Raw genomic sequence first — 20,018 nt, 5'->3', positions numbered from 1 at the left:
GCGGCGATTGCAAAGCGAATCGAGGAGGGTGTTGAATGCTTGACGGAGGGAATGCTCGGCTAAAGGATCAGTTGGGTTTGCTGCGGCAGTATTTTGACGAAGCGGGACTGGAAGCGCATTGGGTGGAACCGTCGCAGGATATTCCGATCCCCGTGGTGCTGCTGCCGCTTATGAAGGATCACCGGCAGAGAGACCGCTTTTTGCATTTCAGCTTTGTGCCTCTGGACGAAGAGGATTTGGAAGCCATCGATTTGCTGCAGATTTACACGACGGTTCCGGTAGAATGGGCCGAAGGCACGCGCGAGCAGGTCGAGAAGCTGCTGCCGGCGATTAACGGCAGCTTGGCCATCGGGCACTTTAATGTGACCGGAGACGAAGTGACCTACCGGTATGTGTACAGCGTTCCGGCTAACAGGGAACTTCAGTCCGCCGAGGCGTTATCCGTCATCCGCTTGTTTGAAATGATGCTGAACATGTTCGCCGAGGCCGTCGACGACGTCGCTTCGGGGCGATCCAGCTATGCACAGGTAATGAGCGATATTAGCGGCTAAAGCCTTTTACTGAGTAGGCAGAATGGAAACAATATGTGCGACGTTGACCGGGAATGTTCCGGGCGGTGTCGCACTTTTCATTTTTCTCATGAAACATTTGGGATCGGAAGCGCGTCAGTGAGGAGGAAGCAGGAGAGGGACGTCGACATCGACGCTTCATCGATATTCCGGAAGGAGAATGTAGAATGCAAAAGAAGAAGCTGTTAGTGGTAATGACTGCCGTGGGACTGTTGGGGACAAGCGCAGGCGTTGGGGCAAGCGGATTGGTCAGCAAAGTGACCGGGGTGTTCCATAAAGATATTGCAGTATCCGTCAACGGGGACCAGACGTCTCTGCACCCGGTCTACATTCAAGGCAAAGCGTACTTGCCGGCGCGCGAGATGGCGGATGAACTTGGTTATACGCTCAACTGGAATTCAAAAACGAAAAACATTCAAATTAATTCTAAGGAAGAGCAAGCGGTGGAATATGCGAGAATGCTGGGTGTGATTGTGGACGTCGTTCCGACGGACAAAGAGGGACAGTACCGGGTCGAGGTGCTCGGCTATGGGGACCAGCGCTGGATGATTCTATATTTCGATAAAGACACCGAGCTAGCGGACGAGAGCGGCAAAGCCGTTGGAGCCGCCGACCTGAAGGCGGGAACGCGGATTATGGCGGAGTTCGGTCCGGCTATGGCAATGAGCTACCCCGGACAGTCTCATGCGCATAAAGTCGTTGTCAGCGCACAAACGCTTGTCAAGGAGGACGTCATTCAGTCTATTGAGAAAACTGAAGACGGCTGGCAGGTGAAGTTCGGCGAGACGAAGGACGGACAAACGACGACATCGATCGTGCTGAACGCAGGCAAGGAAACGAGCGTGATGACGGCCCAAGGCATCGACGTTCCGTTCGCTAACCTGAAGGCTGGAGACAAGGTTCGCGCCTATTACGGCCCGATCATGACGAAGAGCCTGCCTCCGCAAAGCCCGCTGCACTTCCTCGTCGTACTGTCCGACAAAGAGCAGCTTGCTCCGGCGACAATCGAGGAATATCGCGAGCTGAGCTGGAAGAACATGCCGGCCGACCAGAAGTCGCATGTAACGACGAAGAAGGAAGACGCTCGGGTTGAGGAAGTCGATTCCGCCAAAATTACGGTGATGATGTCGTCCGACGAACAGAAGAAGAAGCTGGCCGAGATCCAAGCTGCTAACGGCAAGCTGATCTCCATCGTCTATAACACGGATCAGGACGCTTTGATTGGACCGATCGTCATGATTTTCGATCCGGAGTCCAAGACGTTCCTTGGCTTCCTTCCGCGGAAATAATTTGGGAGCCAGAGGCTGACCTATAAGCCAACCGAGTTGCTCTGAAAGATAATCGATGACAAAGATGCAAGGGGTATGTACCTCCTTCCGATGCTATACGCTCATGAAACCTGAATGGGTAAACCCGTGATAAGGTGGTTTCAGGAGCGTATGAGGCAGTCTCCAGGAGGTACATACCCCTTACTTTGTATATAGATCATCTTAAGCAGCTTTGCTTATAGGTCGGCCTCTTTTCGTCTCATCGGCCCCCATTCCGCACGAATTTGCTATCGTGTGTTATAATAGGGTGATGTACACACTGCAAGTGAGCGGAGGATGAGGATAGTGCTGGACCGTCTGCAAGTTTTGGCGGATCGATACGAGAAGCTTAACGAACTGTTGAGCGATCCGGATGTGGTAAACGACTCGACGCGGCTGAGAACGTATGCGAAAGAGCAATCCGGACTTGAAGAAGCGTACCGCGCTTATGAGGAATATAAGCAAGTGCTGACGCAGCTTCAGGATGCGAAAGCCATGCAGGAAGATAAATTGGACGACGAGATGCGCGAGATGGTTAAGCTCGAGATCGAGGAGTTGGACGAACGGCGCACCGAGTTGGAGGAGCAAATTCGTTTCCTGCTGCTGCCCAAGGATCCGAACGACGGCAAGGACATTATCGTGGAAATCCGCGGTGCGGCCGGCGGAGAAGAAGCGAACTTGTTTGCGGCCGAGCTGTATCGGATGTACGCGAAGTTTGCGGACAGCCAAGGCTGGCGTACGGAGATGCTGGAAGCGAGCGTGAGCGATCTCGGCGGCTTCAAGGAAGTTATTTTCTCGGTCAGCGGACCGGAAGCTTATCGCAAGATGAAGTACGAGAGCGGAGCGCATCGCGTACAGCGGGTTCCGGAGACGGAGTCCGGCGGTCGCATTCATACGTCTACTTCGACGGTTGTCGTAATGCCGGAGGCCGAGGAACTGGACATCGTAATTCACGATAAGGATATCCGCGTCGATACGTTCTGTTCCAGCGGAGCCGGCGGGCAATCGGTTAACACGACCAAGTCGGCTGTGCGCGTTACCCACGTGCCTACGGGCATCGTGGCGACCTGTCAGGACGGCAAATCGCAGAACGACAACAAGGATAAGGCGCTGCAGGTGCTGCGGACACGGATCATGGACGTCAAGCGTCAGGAGGAAGAAGCCAAGTATTCCGGGGAACGCAGGGAGAAGATTGGGACGGGCGACCGGAGCGAGCGGATTCGCACGTACAATTTTCCGCAAAGTCGGGTGACGGATCATCGGATTGGCCTGACGCTTCACCGTCTGGAGTACGTGCTGAACGGCGATATGGACGAGATCGTCCAAGCGCTGACGCTGGCCGAGCAGGCCGAAATACTCGAACGTGAGCAGATGAAGCAATAATGGAGGGCTGGGCGTGAGCGTGGAACAAAATGCTGGCCGCCCGCCGACGTTGGGAGAAGCTTGGCGAGCGGGCGCGAATCGACTGGGGCAAGCAGGAGTCGAGGAAGCGAACGCGGATGCGGAGCTTCTTCTTCTTTATGCGCTCGGCATCGGGAAGGCGGAGCTGCTGCGGGATTGGCGGGAGGCTTTTCCGGAGGGGAAAAGTGAAGCTTGGTTGGAGCTGTTGGAGCGACGGGCGACGGGGCTTCCGGTGCAATACGTGATTGGGGAGCAATATTTTTACGGGCGGGCATTTGAGGTGACGAATGCGGTGCTTATTCCGCGCCCGGAGACGGAGCTGCTGGCCGAGGCTGTGCTGCAGGCAGGCGATGCTCTGTGGCCTGAAGAGTGCGCGAGCGAAGCGAGGAGCTTGGCGAAGAAGGATTGGGCGAATGGAGCGGAAGAAGCCGGCCGCACCTTTCCTGTCGTGTTGGACGTCGGGACGGGAAGCGGAGCGCTTGCGGTGACGCTGGCGGCGGAGCGACCGGCATGGCGGATAAATGCGTCCGACTTGTCGGAAGCGGCGCTGCAGGTGGCGCGTTCGAATGCGCGTAAACATGAGGCGGACGAACGAATTTTGTTCGTTCAGGGGGATTTGCTGCAGCCGTTTCTTTCATCAGCAGCGGGAGGAGGAATGGCCGTAGATATTCTCGTGTCCAATCCTCCGTATATCCCTTCGTCCGACATTCCCGACTTGCAGCGCGAGGTACGCGACCACGAGCCTCGTCTGGCTCTGGACGGAGGCGAGGACGGGCTGAATCCGTATCGGGCGATGGCGGGGCAGCTTAAGGAGCTTCCGCGGCTTCCGCGGATTGTTGCCTGGGAAGTCGGCGCTGGCCAAGCTCGAGACGTGGCCGAGCTGTTAAGGGCCGCAGCAGATTGGACCGAGATTCGCTTCGTAACGGATTACGCCGGTATCGAGCGACATGTCGTGGCGATTCGATAAGCGCCTCCCGCCGAAACATAAAAAGCGTATGATGAGGTTCAAATTGGCGCGCGTGACGGTCTTAAACGGCCGGCCGGAGCCTGACTCGCCCGAGTCGATGGAGAAATCGGGTCCAAGATGACGGGTGACTCTGTAGATTGGCACTTAGGTGGGGAATCGGGACAAATGGTTAATCAAGAAAGTCCGCAGGTGAGAGTCCCACCTCCGATGAAAAAATCTCTAGGAACCTTGCCGCGATAGCGGGTAAAGGTTCTTTTCTTGTGTACAGGCTGATCGAGTTGGTCAGCCGGACGTCCTCGACGCGGATTCGCCGCAAGGAACCGCGTTCGACGGCCTCTCGCGCCTCCAGAGCTGAAAGAAAGGCAAGTCCGTAGCCGTCGGAGACGACTCGAATGAGCTCGCTGAACCCGTTTATTTCCAGACCGACGCGAGGCGGCGGCAGCCCGCGAAGGCGGAACAGCGAGAAGAGCTGCTCGCGGGAGAAGCTTCCCGACTCGCGCAGCGCGAACGGCTTTTCGGCAAGCTCGGCCAGAGAAACGCTCTTGTCCGCGAGCTTATGCTCCTGATGAACGACAAACCACATCTCGTCCTCCAACCAGGGCGTACCCTCCAGATCAGCGTGCTCGCGCCGATTTCCTCCGCCAATAAAGGCGATGTCCGCTTCGTATCTTAGCAGCAGGTCGAAGATCTGGTTCGAACCGGTTGTCTTTAACGCGACGTCGACTGTCGGATGTCCGCGCTTAAAGTCCGCAATCGGCCTGGGCAGCAGAAAGTTGGCTGGCAAATAGGTGGCCGCGATTCTAAGCGTACCCTCCTGTCCCTGCCTGTACTCCTCCAGCATCGCTTCGATACGCCCCTCCAGAGAGAACAGTTTGCCCGCTTCGCTCGCGAGTCGAGCGCCAACCTCAGTCAGGCGTACGCCTCGGCCAAGCGGAGACAACAGCTGCAGTCCCAGTTCCTTCTCCAGCTTCTTGATTTGCGAGGTGACGGCAGGTTGACTGATGTTAAGCTCCTGCGCCGCCTGAGTAACGCTCCCAAGCTTCGCAGCTTTCAGAAAAAGTCGCAGCGCGTGAAGATTCAACATTTTCTCGTCCCCTCCTAATCTATATCATAATTTAAATTTATGAAAACCAAATTATAATATATTAGTTTTATGGAACACTCTCCCTTATTCTAAGTCTGAAAGCAACTTCAGGGAAGAGGGAGAGATGGTCGAGATGGCGACGATTGTATGCTACGATTGCGGAAAACGGCACGAGGAAGAGGATGCGGGATATCGCTGCGAATGCGGGGGGCTGCTTGAAATTATTCATGAATTCAAAGGTGTGGATACGGAGCGTCTAAAGCGTATTTTTCACGAGAGACTGTCCGAAAGAACGGGACCTTACGCGAGCGGCGTGTGGCGGTATAAGGAGCTGATCTATCCGGAGCTGCCGGAGGAAGCAATCGTGACGAAATACGAGGGGAACACGGGATTGTACCGGTCCGAGTCGATCCGGCTGGCGGTCGGAATGAGGGAGATTTGGCTGAAAGCGCAAAGCGAAAATCCGAGCGGCTCGTTCAAGGACAACGGGATGACCGTCGCGGTATCCCATGGCAGAGCGCTTGGTTATAGTCGTTTTACATGCGCGTCGACCGGAAACACGTCGTCCTCTCTGGCGATGTACGCGGCGTTGGCAGGCTGCGAATCGTTCGTGCTTGTTCCGAAGGAGCAGATTTCGATCAACAAGGTGCTTCAGACGCTGGCGTACGGGGCAGAGACGATCGGCTTCGACGGAACGTACGACGACGGCATTCGTTTCTACGAGCGACATGGACGGGAACTGGGCTGGTACATCTGCAATTCAATTAATCCATACCGGATCGAGGGTCAGAAGAGCATCGTCTACGAGTTGGCACAGAGTATGGATTGGCGGCTTCCGGACTGGATCGTCCTTCCCGGAGGGGCGCTTAGCAATGTTACAGCGCTTGGAAAAGGGCTGAAGGAGCTTCTGGCCTTAGGGTTTATCGAGCGAATGCCGAAGATCGCCGTGGTGCAGGCCGAAGGGGCCAGCCCGTTTCATGCGATGAGGATCGAAGGAAGGCAGGAGCTCGTTCCGTTCGAGAGGCCGTCTACGATCGCGACCGCGGTAAACATCGGGTATCCTCCAAGCTGGAAAAAGGCGCGGGACTTGCTGGAGAGCATCGGGGGGACGACCTGTTCCGTAACGGACGTAGAGATTCTCGAAGCGAAGCGGTTGATCGATCGGAACGGCATCGGCTGCGAGCCTGCGTCGGCGGCGACGGTTGCGGGCTTGCGCAAGCTGGTCGCGAGTGGGACGGTGGATCGAGACGAGACGGCCGCCTGTATTCTTACGGGCAATTTGCTTAAGGATACGGACATTTTGCGGCATACGCTTTGGGAGGATGCAGAGCGCCGTACATTGACTACCAAACTTACTATTGAAACTATTAAAGGATGGATAGGTTTATAGATTTCAAATCCGGACATACTGATGGCTAAGACGTTCCGGAACGCATAGCGCTGCACCGACGGGTGCGACAGGGAGCGGTAACTATGCGTAAGAGCCATCATTTCTTTTCCTTTATCAAAGTTGTTCTGTTGATCGTAGCTGTAGGTTTCGGTTTGCTTGCAACGGTAGGTCGCTATGTCGAGGCTAATTCGGGAGATGGAATTCCCGAGGACGCTATCCGCATTCGTATTATCGCCAATTCCGATAAAAAAACGGATCAGTCCGTCAAAAATAAAGTGCGCGACGAGGTCGCCGCTTACATCCAAACGTGGGGCGGCATGCCCGACACTCACGACAAAGCCTATGCGCTAATTAAAAGCCATATGGCCGACATTCAGCACATCGTAGACGACAAACTGGATGAGCTTGGCGTTTCCTATGGGGGAGCAGTTGAACTCGGAGAGGTACCATTTCCCGAGAAAACGTTCGAGGGAGAGCGTTACGAGGCGGGCAATTACGAAGCGCTGAGAATTACGCTGGGCAAAGGCAACGGGACCAATTGGTGGTGCGTGCTGTTCCCGCCGCTCTGCCTGACGGCTGCTGTTGCGAAGGACGATCCCGGAGCATCGGCGGAGGCGCGCGCAGCTTCGGCCGGAGGATCTTCCGCGGACGCGGGAGACGAGGAGCCTAAGGCAAAGTTTTTCCTGTGGGAATTGCTTGAGAAGCTGTTTGCGTTTCTCGGCTCCTTGTTCGGCTAACCCGACCTTAGCCAGTGTGCTATAATAACGTAAACGCCCTGAAGACAAGGATGATCGGCATCATGAACATAGAGACGAAGTACTGGCCCGCGGAGCTATCGCGGGCCGGCATCGAGGAAGCCGCCGCGGCGATCGCCGCAGGCGGCGTTGTCGCGTTCCCGACCGAGACCGTGTACGGTCTCGGCGGGGACGCAAGGAGCACGGAAGCGGTGGGGCGGATTTTTGCGGCCAAGGGCCGCCCGTCCGACAATCCGCTGATCGTGCATCTGGCGCACGGCGCAAACGTGGCCGGCCTGGTCAAGGAGATCGGCGCCGTCGAAGCGGCGTTGATGGACGCTTTCTGGCCGGGGCCGCTCACGCTGGTGCTGCCGGTGCGAGAGGGGGCGGTGTCGCCGCTCGTGACGGCTGGGCTGGACACGGTCGCCGTGCGGGTTCCCGCGCACGATCTGGCCAGGGAGCTGATTGAGCGGGCGGGCTGCCCGATCGCGGCGCCGAGCGCCAATCGCTCCGGACGTCCGAGCCCGACGCAGGCGCGGCACGTTCTGGAGGATCTGAACGGGAGAATCGACGGAGTGCTGGACGGCGGGGCGACCGGGGTCGGCGTGGAATCGACGGTCGTGCGGGTCGTGGACGGAATGATTCATATTTTGCGGCCGGGCGGCGTTACGCGGGAGCAGCTGCGCGATACGGTCGTCGGACTGGCGATCGTAGCGGAGGAGACGAAGGAGGAGGCGCGAGCGGAGAGACGGGCGGCAACCGCGGCGGTGGGAGTGGGAACGGAGGTCTCTCTCTCCTCAAGAGGCGAGCAAGGCTCGTCCCGATCCTCTGCGACCGACGCGGAAGCGCCGCGCTCCCCGGGAGTCAAGTACGCGCATTATGCGCCGCAGGGCGAAATGCTGCTCGTTACGGGTGCGTTCGAACGGCTGTCCTCGACCGTGCAGGCCCAGGCGCGCCAAGCCGCGGACGCAGGGAAGCGAGTGGCCGTGCTGAGCTGTTCGGAACACGTCGCGGGCTACCGGGCGGACATTGTCTACGACTGCGGCCCTCGCAATGAACCCGGGAAGGCTGCGCAGACTTTGTATGCGACGCTGCGCGAATGCGATGAACAGGGCATCGATTATATCGTCGCCGAAGGCTATCCCGAGGACGGGATCGGCGCTGCGCTGATGAACCGGCTGCGCAAAGCCTCCGGAGGACGCGAGATCGAAGCCCGCTAACGGCCGGCATTCCTCCCTTTTGCATGATCGCCGTCTTGTCCGCATATGTTGTGGAGAGGGACAGGCGGCAAGCTTGCGCCGCGATAACTCGCGGCGTCGGTTGAATGCAAGGAGGGACAAGCATGGTTGACGTGTCTGCGGCAACCGGTCAGGCGCTGACCATTCTGGTGATGGCGGTCGCTTTGGGCATGGACGCGTTCTCGCTAGGGATCGGCATCGGTTTGAAGGGCGTGCGGCTGTACGATATTTTGAAGCTGAGCACGCTGATCGGCATTTTCCATGTGCTGATGCCGCTCGGCGGCATGTATACGGGGCAATACGTCAGCGAACTGCTCGGAGGGATCGCCACTTCCGCAGCCGGAGCGCTGCTGCTTCTGCTTGGAGGGCATATGGTGTACAGCTCCTTGCGCGGGGAGTCGGTGGATTCGATCAATCATCGTACCTTATGGGGGATGCTCGTATTTGCATTTAGCGTGAGCGTCGATTCCTTTTCCGTCGGGGTATCCTTGGGGATGTTCTCTGCGCATGTGTGGCTAACCGTGCTGATGTTCGGGCTGTTCGGCGGAATGCTGAGCGTGTTCGGACTGATGCTCGGGAGAAAAGCAAGCCGGAGCCTGGGAGGATATGGCGAGGCGCTTGGCGGTGTTATTTTGTTCGGATTTGGTCTATTATTTCTGATATAGAGAGTTATCCATCAACTATGCAAGCAGGGGGAGAATATGAATCGGGTTTTGATCGTATGCACGGGCAACACTTGCCGTAGTCCCATGGCCGAGGCGATCTTCAAGGATTTGGCCGCGCGCAGCGGCAAGCCGCTCGAGATTCGCTCCGCAGGCATAGCCGCGGCTAACGGCTCGCCGATTTCGCCGAATGCGGCGGAGACGCTCAAAAGGCGCAAACTGGAGATACCCGGAACTTCGACTTCGTTAAGCGCGGAAGAGGTAGTCTGGGCCAACCTCATCCTGACGATGACGGCCGGGCACAAGAGGGCGATTCTGGAACGTTATCCCGAAGCGCTGTCCAAGACGTTCACGCTGAAGGAATATGCGCTGCGCGGAGATCCGGTTATGGACGATGTGGCGGAGGCGGAACGGATCTATTCGGAGTGGCAGGTAAAGCAGCTGCTCGGCGAGCCGATGACGGACGAGGAGAAGGTACGGCTATTCGAGCTGCAGCGCCGAATTCCGGACTTCGATGTCGCCGATCCGTTCGGAGGCCCGTTGTCGCTCTATGAGCGGACAGCCGACGAAATCGAGGATATTTTATTGATGCTGATCGATAAGTGGGACCGGGATCGCGGAAATTCGCGAGCCGGTGATTGATTTTTTTGCGAAGCTTAGGTATGATGATCCTATAACTTCAAGATTCCGATGTAACTGGCGACGACAAGTGGAGTATACCACGGTGGAGCATCGGAATGACGGCCGGTCGCCTGGGCGAAGAGCAGCGTGCTATAAGCGCGCTTGCTCTTTTTTGTCTTTTTACCTCTTGAAGAGGTTGTTCGAACTTGGTTTGAAGCCGATCGGGACGCCGGCTGGAGGCGTTAATGCGACATCGTTCGACACCCGTCCTATGTTTGAGCCCGGTAAATTCAGGTATAATACCTGTATTGTCGTCTAACGGAACAACTGTGCGGCGAGGGCATGTCTGCAAACCCGCTCGGGGGCGTCTTTCACCGCCTTTTCGCCCCCTGCTTCGTCACTTTTGCTTGACGTACCCCCGGTACGCCTTCACAAAAGTTCCTTGCATGGGACGAAAATTCGGCAAAATCTGCTGCCCTCGGAGTATGCAGACACGCCCTAGGAGGATGGCAGGTATGACTGCGGAGTCTCGTTCGATCGTCGATCAAGCGGAAATGTTGATGGACGAATTGGTGAGGATGGGCAAGCTCCGTCCGGGCCAGATTGTCGTGCTGGGAGTCAGCACGAGCGAAGTGCGAGGACAGCGGATCGGAACCTTCGGGGCGGAGGAGGTTGCGAGCCTGATTCATGAAGGGGTCGAACGGGTGCGGGCGCGCGTCGGGGTGCATGTCGTCTGGCAATGCTGCGAGCATCTGAACCGGGCGCTCGTGGCCGAGCGGCGGCTAGCCGAAGCTCAAGGCTGGACCGAGGTGGCTGCGGTTCCCGTCCCGAAAGCGGGCGGGTCGATGGCCGCCTACGCTTATCGCCGACTGGAGGAGCCCTGTCTCGTCGAGGCAGTGCAAGCCCATGCCGGCATCGATATCGGCGAGACGCTCATCGGGATGCATCTTCGTCCCGTCGCCGTGCCTCTCAGGCCGTCCATCCGCGAGGTTGGGCACGCTCGGGTTAACATGGCCGCCACTCGGCCGAAGTTGATCGGGGGCGCAAGAGCCGTTTACGAGCAGGATGGCCGAAATGCTTCCATCGCGGGAGAGTCTGGCGGCAGTCCCTCGTCGCCTGCTTGCGATTAACGCTTTATCGAATGAGCAAAGGAACAAAAAAAACGGACTACAAAACGGGAGGAATAGCTATTATGTTGGAAAATTTGCGCAATCAAGATCCGGAAATCGTCGAAGCCCTGAACCTGGAACTGAAACGTCAACGCGACAACATCGAACTGATCGCTTCCGAAAATATCGTCAGCGAAGCCGTTCTCGAAACGATGGGCACAGTTCTGACTAATAAATATGCGGAAGGCTACCCGGGCAAGCGTTACTATGGCGGCTGCGAATACGTCGACATCCCGGAGCAAATCGCTCGCGATCGTGCGAAGGAACTGTTCGGAGCCGAGCACGCCAACGTGCAGCCTCACTCCGGCGCTCAGGCGAACCTGGCCGTCTATCTGGCCGTTCTGAAGCCGGGCGATACGGTACTGGGCATGAATTTGGCGCACGGCGGCCACTTGACGCACGGCAATCCGGCGAACGCGTCCGGCCTGCTGTACAACTTCGTCGCTTACGGAGTTAACGACCAGACGTTCACGATCGATTACGAAGAGCTGCGCAAGGCGGCGTTTAAGCACCGTCCTCGTCTAATTGTTGCAGGCGCATCCGCTTATCCGCGCGCGATCGATTTCGAGAAAATCGGCCAAATCGCCAACGACGTAGGCGCGCTGTTCATGGTCGACATGGCGCATATCGCAGGTCTTGTAGCCGGCGGCGAGCACCAGAATCCGGTGCCGTACGCGCACTTCGTTACGACGACGACGCACAAGACGCTGCGCGGTCCTCGCGGCGGCTTGATTCTGTGCCGCAAAGCTTGGGCGGCGGCGATCGACAAAGCGGTATTCCCGGGCACGCAAGGCGGTCCGCTGATGCACATCATCGCGGCTAAAGCGGTCGCGCTCGGCGAAGCGCTCCAGCCTTCGTTCAAGGATTATGCGCGCAACGTTGTCATCAACGCCAAGGCGCTGTCCGAAGCGCTTGTCGCCGAAGGTCTGAACATCGTATCCGGCGGCACCGACAACCACCTGATGCTAATCGATACGCGCAACTTGAACATTACGGGCAAAGAGGCGGAGCATGTGCTCGACTCCGTAGCGATTACCGTTAACAAGAACGCGATTCCGTTCGATCCGACCAGCCCGTTCATTACGAGCGGCATCCGTCTCGGCACGCCGGCCGTTACGACGCGCGGCATGGACGTCGAAGCGATGAAGACGATCGCCAAGGTCATCGCTCTGACGTTGAGAAATACGAAGGACGAAGCGACGCTGGCGCAAGCCCGCAAGATGGTCGCCGATCTGACTGCGCAGTATCCTTTGTACCCGAACCTGGCGTACTAATGCTTTGGTTGCATAGAATATAAGCACAAGCCCTCTTGCTTCCTGACTGGAAGCCGGAGGGCTTTTTTTGCGTTCCGGTGTCTTTTTCGAGCTAAGCGCGTGGGGAGGACATGACCCTGGGTGACCAAAACGATGACAAAAACGATGACGGCGGTCACTTACCGGCATTACAGAGAGCAAACTATAATACTCCTCGAAGGATGTCGAAGCTTGACCGCGCACGGTCGCTTAATTATGCAGCCTACCGAAACGGAGGAAGTAGATTTGAATATCGATAAGAAAAGCAAGATAACGAGATATGTCGTTTCTTCGGCGATGGTCGCCAATGCGCTGGCAGCGCCGGTCGCGGTATTCGCGGCCGACGAGGCAAGAAGTCCAGACGCGCTGCAGGCGGCGGTAAACGAACTGATGGAGAAGGCCATTATGGTTGGCGACGACAAAGGGCAGCTCAATCTGGAAGGAAAATTGACCCGCGCCCAGGTTGCCGCAATTTTGGCCAGATCGTTAAACCTGAACGCGACGCTCGCGCCGGTATCGGATTTCAAGGACGTGAGCAAAGACCATTGGGGCTTGAAATACATCAGCGTCATGGACAGATTGGGAGTCATGACGGGCTCGGACGGCAGCTTCCGTCCGAACGCCGTTCTTACAAGAGAGGAACTAGCCGTCATTTTGGTTCGGATTACGCAGACAAGCATCGTGGGCAAAGGGGGCGGATTGGCGGTCAGCGATGCTAGCGAGATCAGTTCGTGGGCCAAGCCTTACGTCCAGGCCGCCCTCGAAGCCGACTTGCTCTCGGCGCCAGGCGGCAGATTCGCTCCCAAGAGCCAGGTCGATCGCAAGGAAGTGGCCTTGGTCACCTCGGCATTTATCAACGGCGACAACTTCGAGGCGTACAAGGAAAGCGTAAAAGCGCTGCTAGACGAAGGGAAGAAGATTTCGAACAGCGATCCGTCGGTCTGATCGGGCAGCGGATTTCCGAGGACGTTATCCCGCTTTCACCCGAGAGCGGGTAACGGCCTTTCCTATTTCACGAGGCGAGAAAGAAATGAGCGGGATGAAAATCGTATGCTGCATGCTGACGAGAAACAATGAGGCGTCTTTGGCCAAAGCCGTGCGAAGCGTAATGCCGCACTTGGACGACATCGTCATCGTGGATACGGGGTCCGAGGACGGCAGTGTCCAAACGGCCCGTGAGCTCGGCGCCCGAGTTTACGAAGCGGAGTGGAACGATCATTTCGGCGAGGCGCGAAATATTTCGCTGAAATACGCGGATGGGGCGGATTGGGTTCTGGTGATCGATGCGGACGAAGAGTTTGTCTGGAAAGGAGAAACCGATCTCAAGGAGTGGCTCGCTTCTCTTGCCCGGCAAACGGTTGTCGCATTCGAATGTCGCCACTACGAGACGAAGGACGACCGGATGTTGGCGGTAACTCACGTCGATCGGCTTTTTTCTCCTAGACACTATCGATACGAGGGTGGCATTCACGAAAAGCTGGTCGCAGCCTGCGATGGGATTAAGCGACTGAACGCGCAATGTCCGTTCGCTTCCTTCCGCCACGTTGGGTACTCCTCGGAATTCCATCTCGCCAAAAGCCGGAGGAACATGAGGATTTTAGGCAGAGAGCTGCAGGCGCGCCCTTCCGACGGACGAATTCATCGTTACCTCGCAGCGGAGCTTCACCATGTCGGAAGTTACATCGAATGCATTGAATACGCGAATTCCGCGCTTAGCTTGCTGGCGGGGTCGGATGCGTACAGCAGGGCTCAAGCGCACTATTTTAAAATCATGGCCTGTCTGCATTTGGAGCAGGGATTGGAAGCCGAGCAGGCGATTCGGGCAAGCGTTGAAGATTTGCCCTCTTATCCGGATCCTTACGCGATCCAGATCGAAATTTGCTATAGCGAACGACGCTGGGAAGAGGCCTATGCCTGGTATAGACGATGGGAGCGGGAGGTTGCGCGGCAAACGGAATTTCTGCCGGATCACTGCGGTTCGCGCGTTGACGTCATTCGTCGGCACGGACGGATCGCCGCCGTCAAGGCGAAAAAAATCGAGGAGACGTTCGGAAAAGAGGTTCGAGAAATGAAAGTGGCGATATTAATCGTCCATCCGCAATTGGAGGCGGATCGCGAGGAATTGCTGGAGCATCTCTCGCTTCGCTTCAAGGACATGCCGTACGAGATCGGACTGTGGTCCAAGCCGAGCTTTGGCAAGGACGCTAAAAATTGGCCAAAGAGAAGCCGCATCCGTTGGGTGGAGGAGCAAAGAGCGGAACAAGCCGGAGCCAAATTCGCGGCTGCATGCCGGGCGGATATTTTGTGGATATGGCACCCCAACGAGCGGCTTGCGTCCGAATGGGATGAGGAGACGTTCGCGGAGACGATTGCCTGCGGAGGAGACGTATTGGTGCGTGCCTACTCGGACCGTCTGGGGTGCGAATGGACGGAGCGGCGAATCCGGGTTGCGGCCAATTCGGGCATTGCCGATCCGGGGCTTTCCCTGTCGCGGGGCACCGCCGGAATTATCGTAGAGAGACCGTTTGTCGTCTCATCGGACAAGCGGAACGCCTATCGCGAAATCTCCTTGGGAGCTCCGCCGATTCAGCGCATGCTTGTCGCCTTCGCCTGCCAAAGGTACCAGGAGGTATTGGATATGCGCCAGCCTCCGGACGGGGCGGAGGAATGGCCGACTTTTCAATTTTATCGAATTTTGGCTTTGATTAATCTGGGCAGGACGGAGGAAGCTTCGGAGTGTCTCTACAACGCGATGGAAGCCGAGCTCGGCTCAAGGGAGACGCTGGATTTCGTCTATCTCTACGGGAAGCTTGCCGCGAACGCGGAGATGGACGAAATGAAGCGGGAGGCGCTGGGCTTATTGGTCGACACGTTAAAAGCGAATCCGGTCGTCCATTCGAAGCACGTGCGGACGACCGAGTCGGATTGGTTGTCCCTGATTGCCGAGCTTCAGTGGCAGACGGGAGACAGATTGCGGGCGCTCGTGTCCTGGCGGCAAGGCTTGGAAAGCTCCGGCTATACGAATGAGCGCTGCGTTTATCGGCTTGCCGGGGCGATTTACGAGACGCATGCGGCCGAGGGGCACGACCGAATATCCCGGGCGATTATGGAAGCCTTCCCCGTCGATTCGCCGGCGGCGCAAAGCATGCTTTCCCCGATATTCTCTTATTTGAATATGCCAGAGTGGTCCGCGCTATTTGCGCGTTCGCGAGAGGGAAGCTTGACGAAGCAGGCAGAAACGACTAGGCAATCGGGATGGCCGCTTGTCAGTCTGATTTTGCCCGTCTATAACGATACGCTTTATTTATTCGAGAGCATTCGCGCCATTCTGGCTCAAACCTACCTGGAGCTGGAACTCGTCGTCGTAGACGACGGATCGGACGATGACGTGGCGGCGATCGTACGTCGTTTCGCCCATGACAGTCGGGTGAAGTATTACAGATTGGAGAAGAACCGGGGGCTCCCGCATGCGCTGAATTATGGCCTGTCGAAAGCCGAGGGCTCTCTGATGGGCTGGACTTCCGCTGACAACGGAGTCCAGCCTCGATGGCTGGAACGGATGGTGCAGACTCTCGCCGCCTGTCCGGATGCAAGCGCCGTCTTCTCCGATTACTACCACATCGACAAGGACGGGCTGGCGATCGAGACGAAGCGTTTGTCCGCGTATAGGCTGAACGGGCTGCAGAACGGCGGCCCGTCGCTGCTGTGGAAAGCTTCGGCTTATCGGAAATCCGGGGGGTTCGACGAGTCTCTGTTCGGCATTGAAGACAGGGATTTCGCGATTCGTCTCGCACTGGTCGGGCGGTTCGTCCACCTGCAGGAGCCCCTGTATTATTACCGGATTCACGAAGGAAGCCTGTCTTCCAGGATCGACTCGGGCTTCGCCGGGGGCTGGCCCCGGCTGCACGAGAAGCTGAAAAGAAAGTGGCTGCATTTGAGCTTCGTATAAAACCAAGGAAGTGAAGTTATGATCCGATTGGAACCTAATGCGGAAGCTGCCTTCTTGCAGCAGAGCCATCAAGAGCGGCAAATGGACGCGCTTGGGGAACTGAGCCGAAGCAGGAGGCTGGAGCTTCATCGCCTGAAGCGGACGGCGGAGGAAATGGACCGGGACGCGGCAGCGCGCAGGGAAGCGGTACGGGAGAAGCAGCGGGAGATCGAGGCGCTGCGGCTGCAGGTCGAAAGTCTGTCGCAGCTGCTGGAAAGCCGGACGGCGCGGGTTTCATACGATTCCGATTATAGGCAAAGGCGACACTATTACATGGAGGCCTCGCGGAGGATCGACCCGGCAACCTCGCTCGCGAGCGAAATGCTCCGGCTTGGGGCTTCGCATAAGGGCGTTGTCGTGGCGCCCGACGGGCTCCGTTACAGCGACGGCCGCGTGTCGGCTTTGTTGAAGGGGCTAGCGAACGAAGGCTTCGTTTGTTTGACCTATGCCGATCGCGGAAACCGCTCCTCGGGCACGGACATGCCGGATGGCTACTATGAATTCGAAGACGAGGCCGCTCTTCTTGGCTGGCTGATCGAACGAAAAATAGCGCCGACGATTTTATGCACCTGGGTATTGCAAGCCGCCTGGTTCGATTTGCTGCCCGCCAAGACGATCTGGTACGACCTCTGCGAGCACGAGGACCTGCTGTGGGGAATGGATGCTTCGGCAAGGCTTAAACACTACGAGCTGCTTAAAGAAGCCGGACTCGTCACCTACTCGGACAAAAGATGGAGACCTTACGCCGCGGCCAGAAAAGATGCGTTCGCGCTGGAGTCGGGAGTCATCGCCGCTATGCTTCCCACCTTAAGCGCACAGCTGGAGGTGCGCAAGCATGCGGGATAATCCCGAGGTCTTCGCGGCGCCGACGGCGGTACAGCGGGAGGCGGAAGCTCTTCGTAGAGCATTGGAACGTTTTCAGGCGCTGATTGAGGATCAGTTCGACTCGTTGGAGAGCCGTAAGCGGACGATCGCGGAGCTGGAGAGGGAGGGGGAGGCCGGAGTGGCGGCCGTCCGGCAGCTTCGCGAGGAAATCGTTCGCCTTGAAGGCGAGCTGGCGAAAGCGGATTTGCTCTTCGCTCCGCGTTATCGCGACCAATCCATCTATTACGGCCAGTTCGTCGAGTCGCCGTTGACCGACGAAGCAAGACGGATCATGCAGGTTGTGCAAGGCGGGGATTATCGCGGGATCGTCGTTTATCCGATCGCCGTGCACTGGGAGCCGCTTCAACGTCCGCAGCAATTGTTGATCGAATTCGCCAGAAGGGGCTATCTTTGCTTTTTCTGCGAGCCCGGCGGCCAATTCCGCCTGAAGGAACGGGAGCGGGGGCTGTACGTCGTATCCGGGCAGGAGCATCTGCTTCAGGCCTTGCAGACCTGCCATGTTCTCGTGCTGAATACGTACCTGATGCAAAATGCGTGGGCCGATCATCTTCCCCACAAAACGGTATGGTACGACGTTCTCGATCGGGTCGATTTCTTCGGTCTCTACGATCGCAATATGCTGGCCAAGCATTACGAGGTGCTGCACGAAGCCGATCTGGTTACGTATTCTGCGCGTCGATTGGCCGAATATGTGGGGGACCGGCCCGATGCCGTCTACTTGCCGAACGCTGTGCGACCGGAGGACTTCCGGGCAGAATCGGCAGGGAAACGCGAAACGCCGGAAGAGCTTAAAGCGATTGTCGCGAAAAACAAAAAGATCGTCGGCTATTACGGAGCGATCGAGGAATGGTTCGATACGAAGCTGGTCATCGAGCTGGCCCGCTTGCCGCAGGTCGAAATCGTCCTGATCGGACATTGCGGAATTTCGCAGGACCCGTTCCCGGACAACGTGCATTTTCTCGGACCGAAGCCGTATGCGAGGCTAAAGGAATATGCCGAGCATTTCGACGCGCTCATGATCCCATTTGTCGTGAACGATTTGACGAACGCGGTTTCGCCGGTGAAGTTTTTCGAATATTGCGCCATCGGCAAGCCGATCCTGTCGACACCGATCGCCGAGGTGCTGCCTTATGCCGGACCCGGGATCACGATCGTTCGTTCAGGGGAAGGCTTGGCGTTCGACGACAGCTTCCGGAACTTGACCCCGGATGCCCGAACGCGCTTGCGCTCGATCGCCGGCTCCAATCAGTGGAAGACGAGGGCCGACGAGATCGAGTGCGAGCTCGAATCCCGGCCGGGCTGTCTGAAGCTGTTGGCCAACCGCCCCCATGGCCCGCATGTCAGCGTATTTACTGCAACGTTCTTCGACTACGATGGGGAAAATTTTTATACGGGCGGGGCGGAAAGATACCTTATCGATCTTCACGAAGTATGCGAAGAGCTCGGCGTGAGGCTGGATCTGCATCAGTATGGCAATTACGCCTGGTACCGCAAGTACCGCAATATCGACGTTTACAGTCTCGGCCATGGGACGCTGGATATCGGGGAATTCTCGATGGAGCGGCTTAATGCGTTTAATCGGCGGTATTTGTACGCGGAGGAAGGCAAGTCGCTGCTTCACATATACTCGGCGTTCTTCCAGGCTTATCCGCGCGTCGCCCATCCCAGCATCGGGATCAGCCACGGCGTTGCGTGGGACAACCGGGGAAGCGACTACGCGAACGGCGAGCAGTTCTGGCTGAGCAACGAACGTTTTATTCGCAGCGCGGAGCACCTGCAGAAGATCGTTTCCGTGGATACGAATACGGCGAATTGGTTTCAAACCGTCTCTTACCGAACTGGGCAGCAGATGTTGACGATACCGAATTACGTCGATCCGAACGAGTTTTTCCCCGTTCCGCGGAAACGAGACGGAAAAATTCGCATTGTCTACCCCAGGAGACTGTATGAGGCGAGAGGCTTATATTTAACGCTGGCCTCGGCGGATCGCATTTTGGCCCGGTATCCGTCGACCGAATTCCATTTCGTCGGCAAGGGCTTCGATGAAGACGTTCGGCAAATTCGCGAAGCGATGAAGCGTTGGCCCGGCCGCGTCTTCTGCTATCATCGAGATCCCGATGAGATGCATGCGGTCTACAAAGAAGCGGACATCGTATTGATTCCAACCTTATACAGCGAAGGGACGAGCCTGTCCTGCCTGGAAGCGTGCGCAACGGGCAACGCCGTGATCGCGACCAGAATCGGCGGTCTGACGGACATCGTCATCGACCGGTTTAACGGGCTTCTCGTCGGTCCGAATGCCGAAGCTTTGGAGGCTGCGATCGTCGAGTGTCTGGACAACCCGGAATTGCGCAGGCGAATGGGGAGTAATGCGCTTCAAGTGTCCAAGGCATTTGATAAAGCAAGTTGGAAGGAACGCTGGAAAAAGGTGATTCGGGACGCTCTCGGAAGCGAAGAGCTTCAAAACGACGGCAGGGCGAAAGCGGAGAAGCGCGAGCCCGGAGAGATCGAATTCCGCTTGGGGCCCGGAGCGAAAGAGGCAGATTGGCTGCCCGAGGTCGTAGGTTGCCTGAAAAAAGGAATGGCCGTTTTTATCCGGGGGGACGGCGGTCAACCGCCGGAGTCCAGCTTTGGCCGGCTGCAGTGGATCGCCGAAGAGACGGAGCTTAGCTTTCGGCCAACCGTGGCAAGGTTCGACTAGGAAGAAGGGA

General features: G+C 57.3%; 16 protein-coding genes and 1 riboswitch. Of the genes, 15 read left to right on the top strand and 1 reads right to left on the bottom strand.

Annotation, left to right across the window (positions count from 1 at the left end):
* Positions 1-35: 35 nt before the first annotated feature.
* The 4 genes from J4772_RS33850 (at position 36) to prmC (ending at position 4,244) form a co-directional block, all read left to right on the top strand.
* The gene (locus J4772_RS33850; protein ID WP_209073234.1) at positions 36-551 is read left to right on the top strand and encodes a YbjN domain-containing protein; all 516 of its coding nucleotides are present in this window, start codon (positions 36-38) and stop codon (positions 549-551) included.
* 185 nt (positions 552-736) lie between these two features.
* Positions 737-1,858 carry a stalk domain-containing protein gene (locus J4772_RS33845; protein ID WP_209073233.1) on the top strand — a complete coding sequence of 374 codons (1,122 nt, stop codon included), beginning with the start codon at positions 737-739 and terminating at the stop codon, positions 1,856-1,858.
* A gap of 324 nt (positions 1,859-2,182) precedes the next feature.
* Positions 2,183-3,259 (top strand): peptide chain release factor 1, encoded by a 1,077-nt coding sequence (gene prfA, locus J4772_RS33840; RefSeq protein WP_116060730.1) that lies wholly within the window; start codon positions 2,183-2,185, stop codon positions 3,257-3,259.
* Positions 3,260-3,272: 13 nt separating this feature from the next.
* Positions 3,273-4,244 carry a peptide chain release factor N(5)-glutamine methyltransferase gene (prmC, locus tag J4772_RS33835; protein ID WP_247740929.1) on the top strand — a complete coding sequence of 324 codons (972 nt, stop codon included), beginning with the start codon at positions 3,273-3,275 and terminating at the stop codon, positions 4,242-4,244.
* Positions 4,245-4,413: 169 nt separating this feature from the next.
* On the opposite strand, the gene J4772_RS33830 is transcribed toward prmC, so the two are convergent.
* Positions 4,414-5,328 carry a LysR family transcriptional regulator gene (locus J4772_RS33830; protein ID WP_247740928.1) on the bottom strand — a complete coding sequence of 305 codons (915 nt, stop codon included), beginning with the start codon at positions 5,326-5,328 and terminating at the stop codon, positions 4,414-4,416.
* 133 nt (positions 5,329-5,461) lie between these two features.
* Between J4772_RS33830 and thrC the strand changes: the two genes are divergently transcribed.
* The 11 genes from thrC to J4772_RS33775 all read left to right on the top strand — a co-directional run bounded on the left by thrC (position 5,462) and on the right by J4772_RS33775 (position 20,008).
* Complete coding sequence (gene thrC, locus J4772_RS33825; protein WP_209073232.1) at positions 5,462-6,718, top strand: threonine synthase; 1,257 nt, start codon at positions 5,462-5,464, stop codon at positions 6,716-6,718.
* Positions 6,719-6,801: 83 nt separating this feature from the next.
* The gene (locus J4772_RS33820; protein ID WP_209073231.1) at positions 6,802-7,455 is read left to right on the top strand and encodes a stage II sporulation protein R; all 654 of its coding nucleotides are present in this window, start codon (positions 6,802-6,804) and stop codon (positions 7,453-7,455) included.
* A gap of 62 nt (positions 7,456-7,517) precedes the next feature.
* A complete protein-coding gene (locus J4772_RS33815; protein ID WP_209073230.1) occupies positions 7,518-8,672 on the top strand; it encodes an L-threonylcarbamoyladenylate synthase in 1,155 nt (384 codons plus the stop codon).
* Positions 8,673-8,794: 122 nt separating this feature from the next.
* Entirely contained in the window at positions 8,795-9,355 is a 561-nt protein-coding gene (locus J4772_RS33810; RefSeq protein ID WP_116060727.1) for a manganese efflux pump MntP, read from the top strand.
* Positions 9,356-9,391: 36 nt separating this feature from the next.
* Positions 9,392-9,994: a low molecular weight protein arginine phosphatase gene (locus tag J4772_RS33805; RefSeq protein WP_116060726.1), complete on the top strand. Its 603-nt coding sequence runs from the start codon at positions 9,392-9,394 to the stop codon at positions 9,992-9,994.
* Positions 9,995-10,034: 40 nt separating this feature from the next.
* A riboswitch (ZMP/ZTP riboswitch) is annotated at positions 10,035-10,117 on the top strand.
* 371 nt (positions 10,118-10,488) lie between these two features.
* Positions 10,489-11,103 carry a TIGR01440 family protein gene (locus tag J4772_RS33800; RefSeq protein ID WP_209073229.1) on the top strand — a complete coding sequence of 205 codons (615 nt, stop codon included), beginning with the start codon at positions 10,489-10,491 and terminating at the stop codon, positions 11,101-11,103.
* Positions 11,104-11,165: 62 nt separating this feature from the next.
* A complete protein-coding gene (gene glyA, locus J4772_RS33795) occupies positions 11,166-12,416 on the top strand; it encodes a serine hydroxymethyltransferase (RefSeq protein WP_116060724.1) in 1,251 nt (416 codons plus the stop codon).
* A gap of 120 nt (positions 12,417-12,536) precedes the next feature.
* A complete protein-coding gene (locus J4772_RS33790) occupies positions 12,537-13,379 on the top strand; it encodes an S-layer homology domain-containing protein (RefSeq protein WP_209073228.1) in 843 nt (280 codons plus the stop codon).
* A gap of 85 nt (positions 13,380-13,464) precedes the next feature.
* On the top strand, positions 13,465-16,383 hold the full coding sequence (locus J4772_RS33785) for a glycosyltransferase (RefSeq protein ID WP_209073227.1): 2,919 nt from the start codon (positions 13,465-13,467) through the stop codon (positions 16,381-16,383).
* Between the two features lie 18 nt (positions 16,384-16,401).
* Positions 16,402-17,268: a hypothetical protein gene (locus J4772_RS33780; RefSeq protein ID WP_209073226.1), complete on the top strand. Its 867-nt coding sequence runs from the start codon at positions 16,402-16,404 to the stop codon at positions 17,266-17,268.
* Positions 17,258-20,008 carry a glycosyltransferase gene (locus tag J4772_RS33775; protein ID WP_209073225.1) on the top strand — a complete coding sequence of 917 codons (2,751 nt, stop codon included), beginning with the start codon at positions 17,258-17,260 and terminating at the stop codon, positions 20,006-20,008. Before J4772_RS33780 ends, J4772_RS33775 begins: the two co-directional genes overlap by 11 nt.
* The last annotated feature ends 10 nt before the right edge of the window (positions 20,009-20,018 follow it).

The organism is Cohnella sp. LGH, from assembly GCF_017671885.1.
GTDB classification, from domain to species: domain Bacteria; phylum Bacillota; class Bacilli; order Paenibacillales; family Paenibacillaceae; genus Cohnella; species Cohnella phaseoli.
The sequence above is the reverse complement of the archived record's forward strand: the minus strand, read 5'-3'. Positions and strand labels throughout refer to the sequence as shown.

What these genes read in the sequence shown, in the direction of transcription:
- J4772_RS33850 (WP_209073234.1), top strand. Translation starts at nt 36, where the DNA reads ATGCTTGACGGAGGGAATGCTCGGCTAAAGGATCAGTTGGGTTTGCTG.
- J4772_RS33845 (WP_209073233.1), top strand. Translation starts at nt 737, where the DNA reads ATGCAAAAGAAGAAGCTGTTAGTGGTAATGACTGCCGTGGGACTGTTG.
- J4772_RS33830 (WP_247740928.1), bottom strand. Translation starts at nt 5,328, where the DNA reads ATGTTGAATCTTCACGCGCTGCGACTTTTTCTGAAAGCTGCGAAGCTT.
- thrC (WP_209073232.1), top strand. Translation starts at nt 5,462, where the DNA reads ATGGCGACGATTGTATGCTACGATTGCGGAAAACGGCACGAGGAAGAG.
- J4772_RS33820 (WP_209073231.1), top strand. Translation starts at nt 6,802, where the DNA reads ATGCGTAAGAGCCATCATTTCTTTTCCTTTATCAAAGTTGTTCTGTTG.
- J4772_RS33815 (WP_209073230.1), top strand. Translation starts at nt 7,518, where the DNA reads ATGAACATAGAGACGAAGTACTGGCCCGCGGAGCTATCGCGGGCCGGC.
- J4772_RS33810 (WP_116060727.1), top strand. Translation starts at nt 8,795, where the DNA reads ATGGTTGACGTGTCTGCGGCAACCGGTCAGGCGCTGACCATTCTGGTG.
- J4772_RS33805 (WP_116060726.1), top strand. Translation starts at nt 9,392, where the DNA reads ATGAATCGGGTTTTGATCGTATGCACGGGCAACACTTGCCGTAGTCCC.
- J4772_RS33800 (WP_209073229.1), top strand. Translation starts at nt 10,489, where the DNA reads ATGACTGCGGAGTCTCGTTCGATCGTCGATCAAGCGGAAATGTTGATG.
- glyA (WP_116060724.1), top strand. Translation starts at nt 11,166, where the DNA reads ATGTTGGAAAATTTGCGCAATCAAGATCCGGAAATCGTCGAAGCCCTG.
- J4772_RS33785 (WP_209073227.1), top strand. Translation starts at nt 13,465, where the DNA reads ATGAGCGGGATGAAAATCGTATGCTGCATGCTGACGAGAAACAATGAG.
- J4772_RS33780 (WP_209073226.1), top strand. Translation starts at nt 16,402, where the DNA reads ATGATCCGATTGGAACCTAATGCGGAAGCTGCCTTCTTGCAGCAGAGC.
- J4772_RS33775 (WP_209073225.1), top strand. Translation starts at nt 17,258, where the DNA reads ATGCGGGATAATCCCGAGGTCTTCGCGGCGCCGACGGCGGTACAGCGG.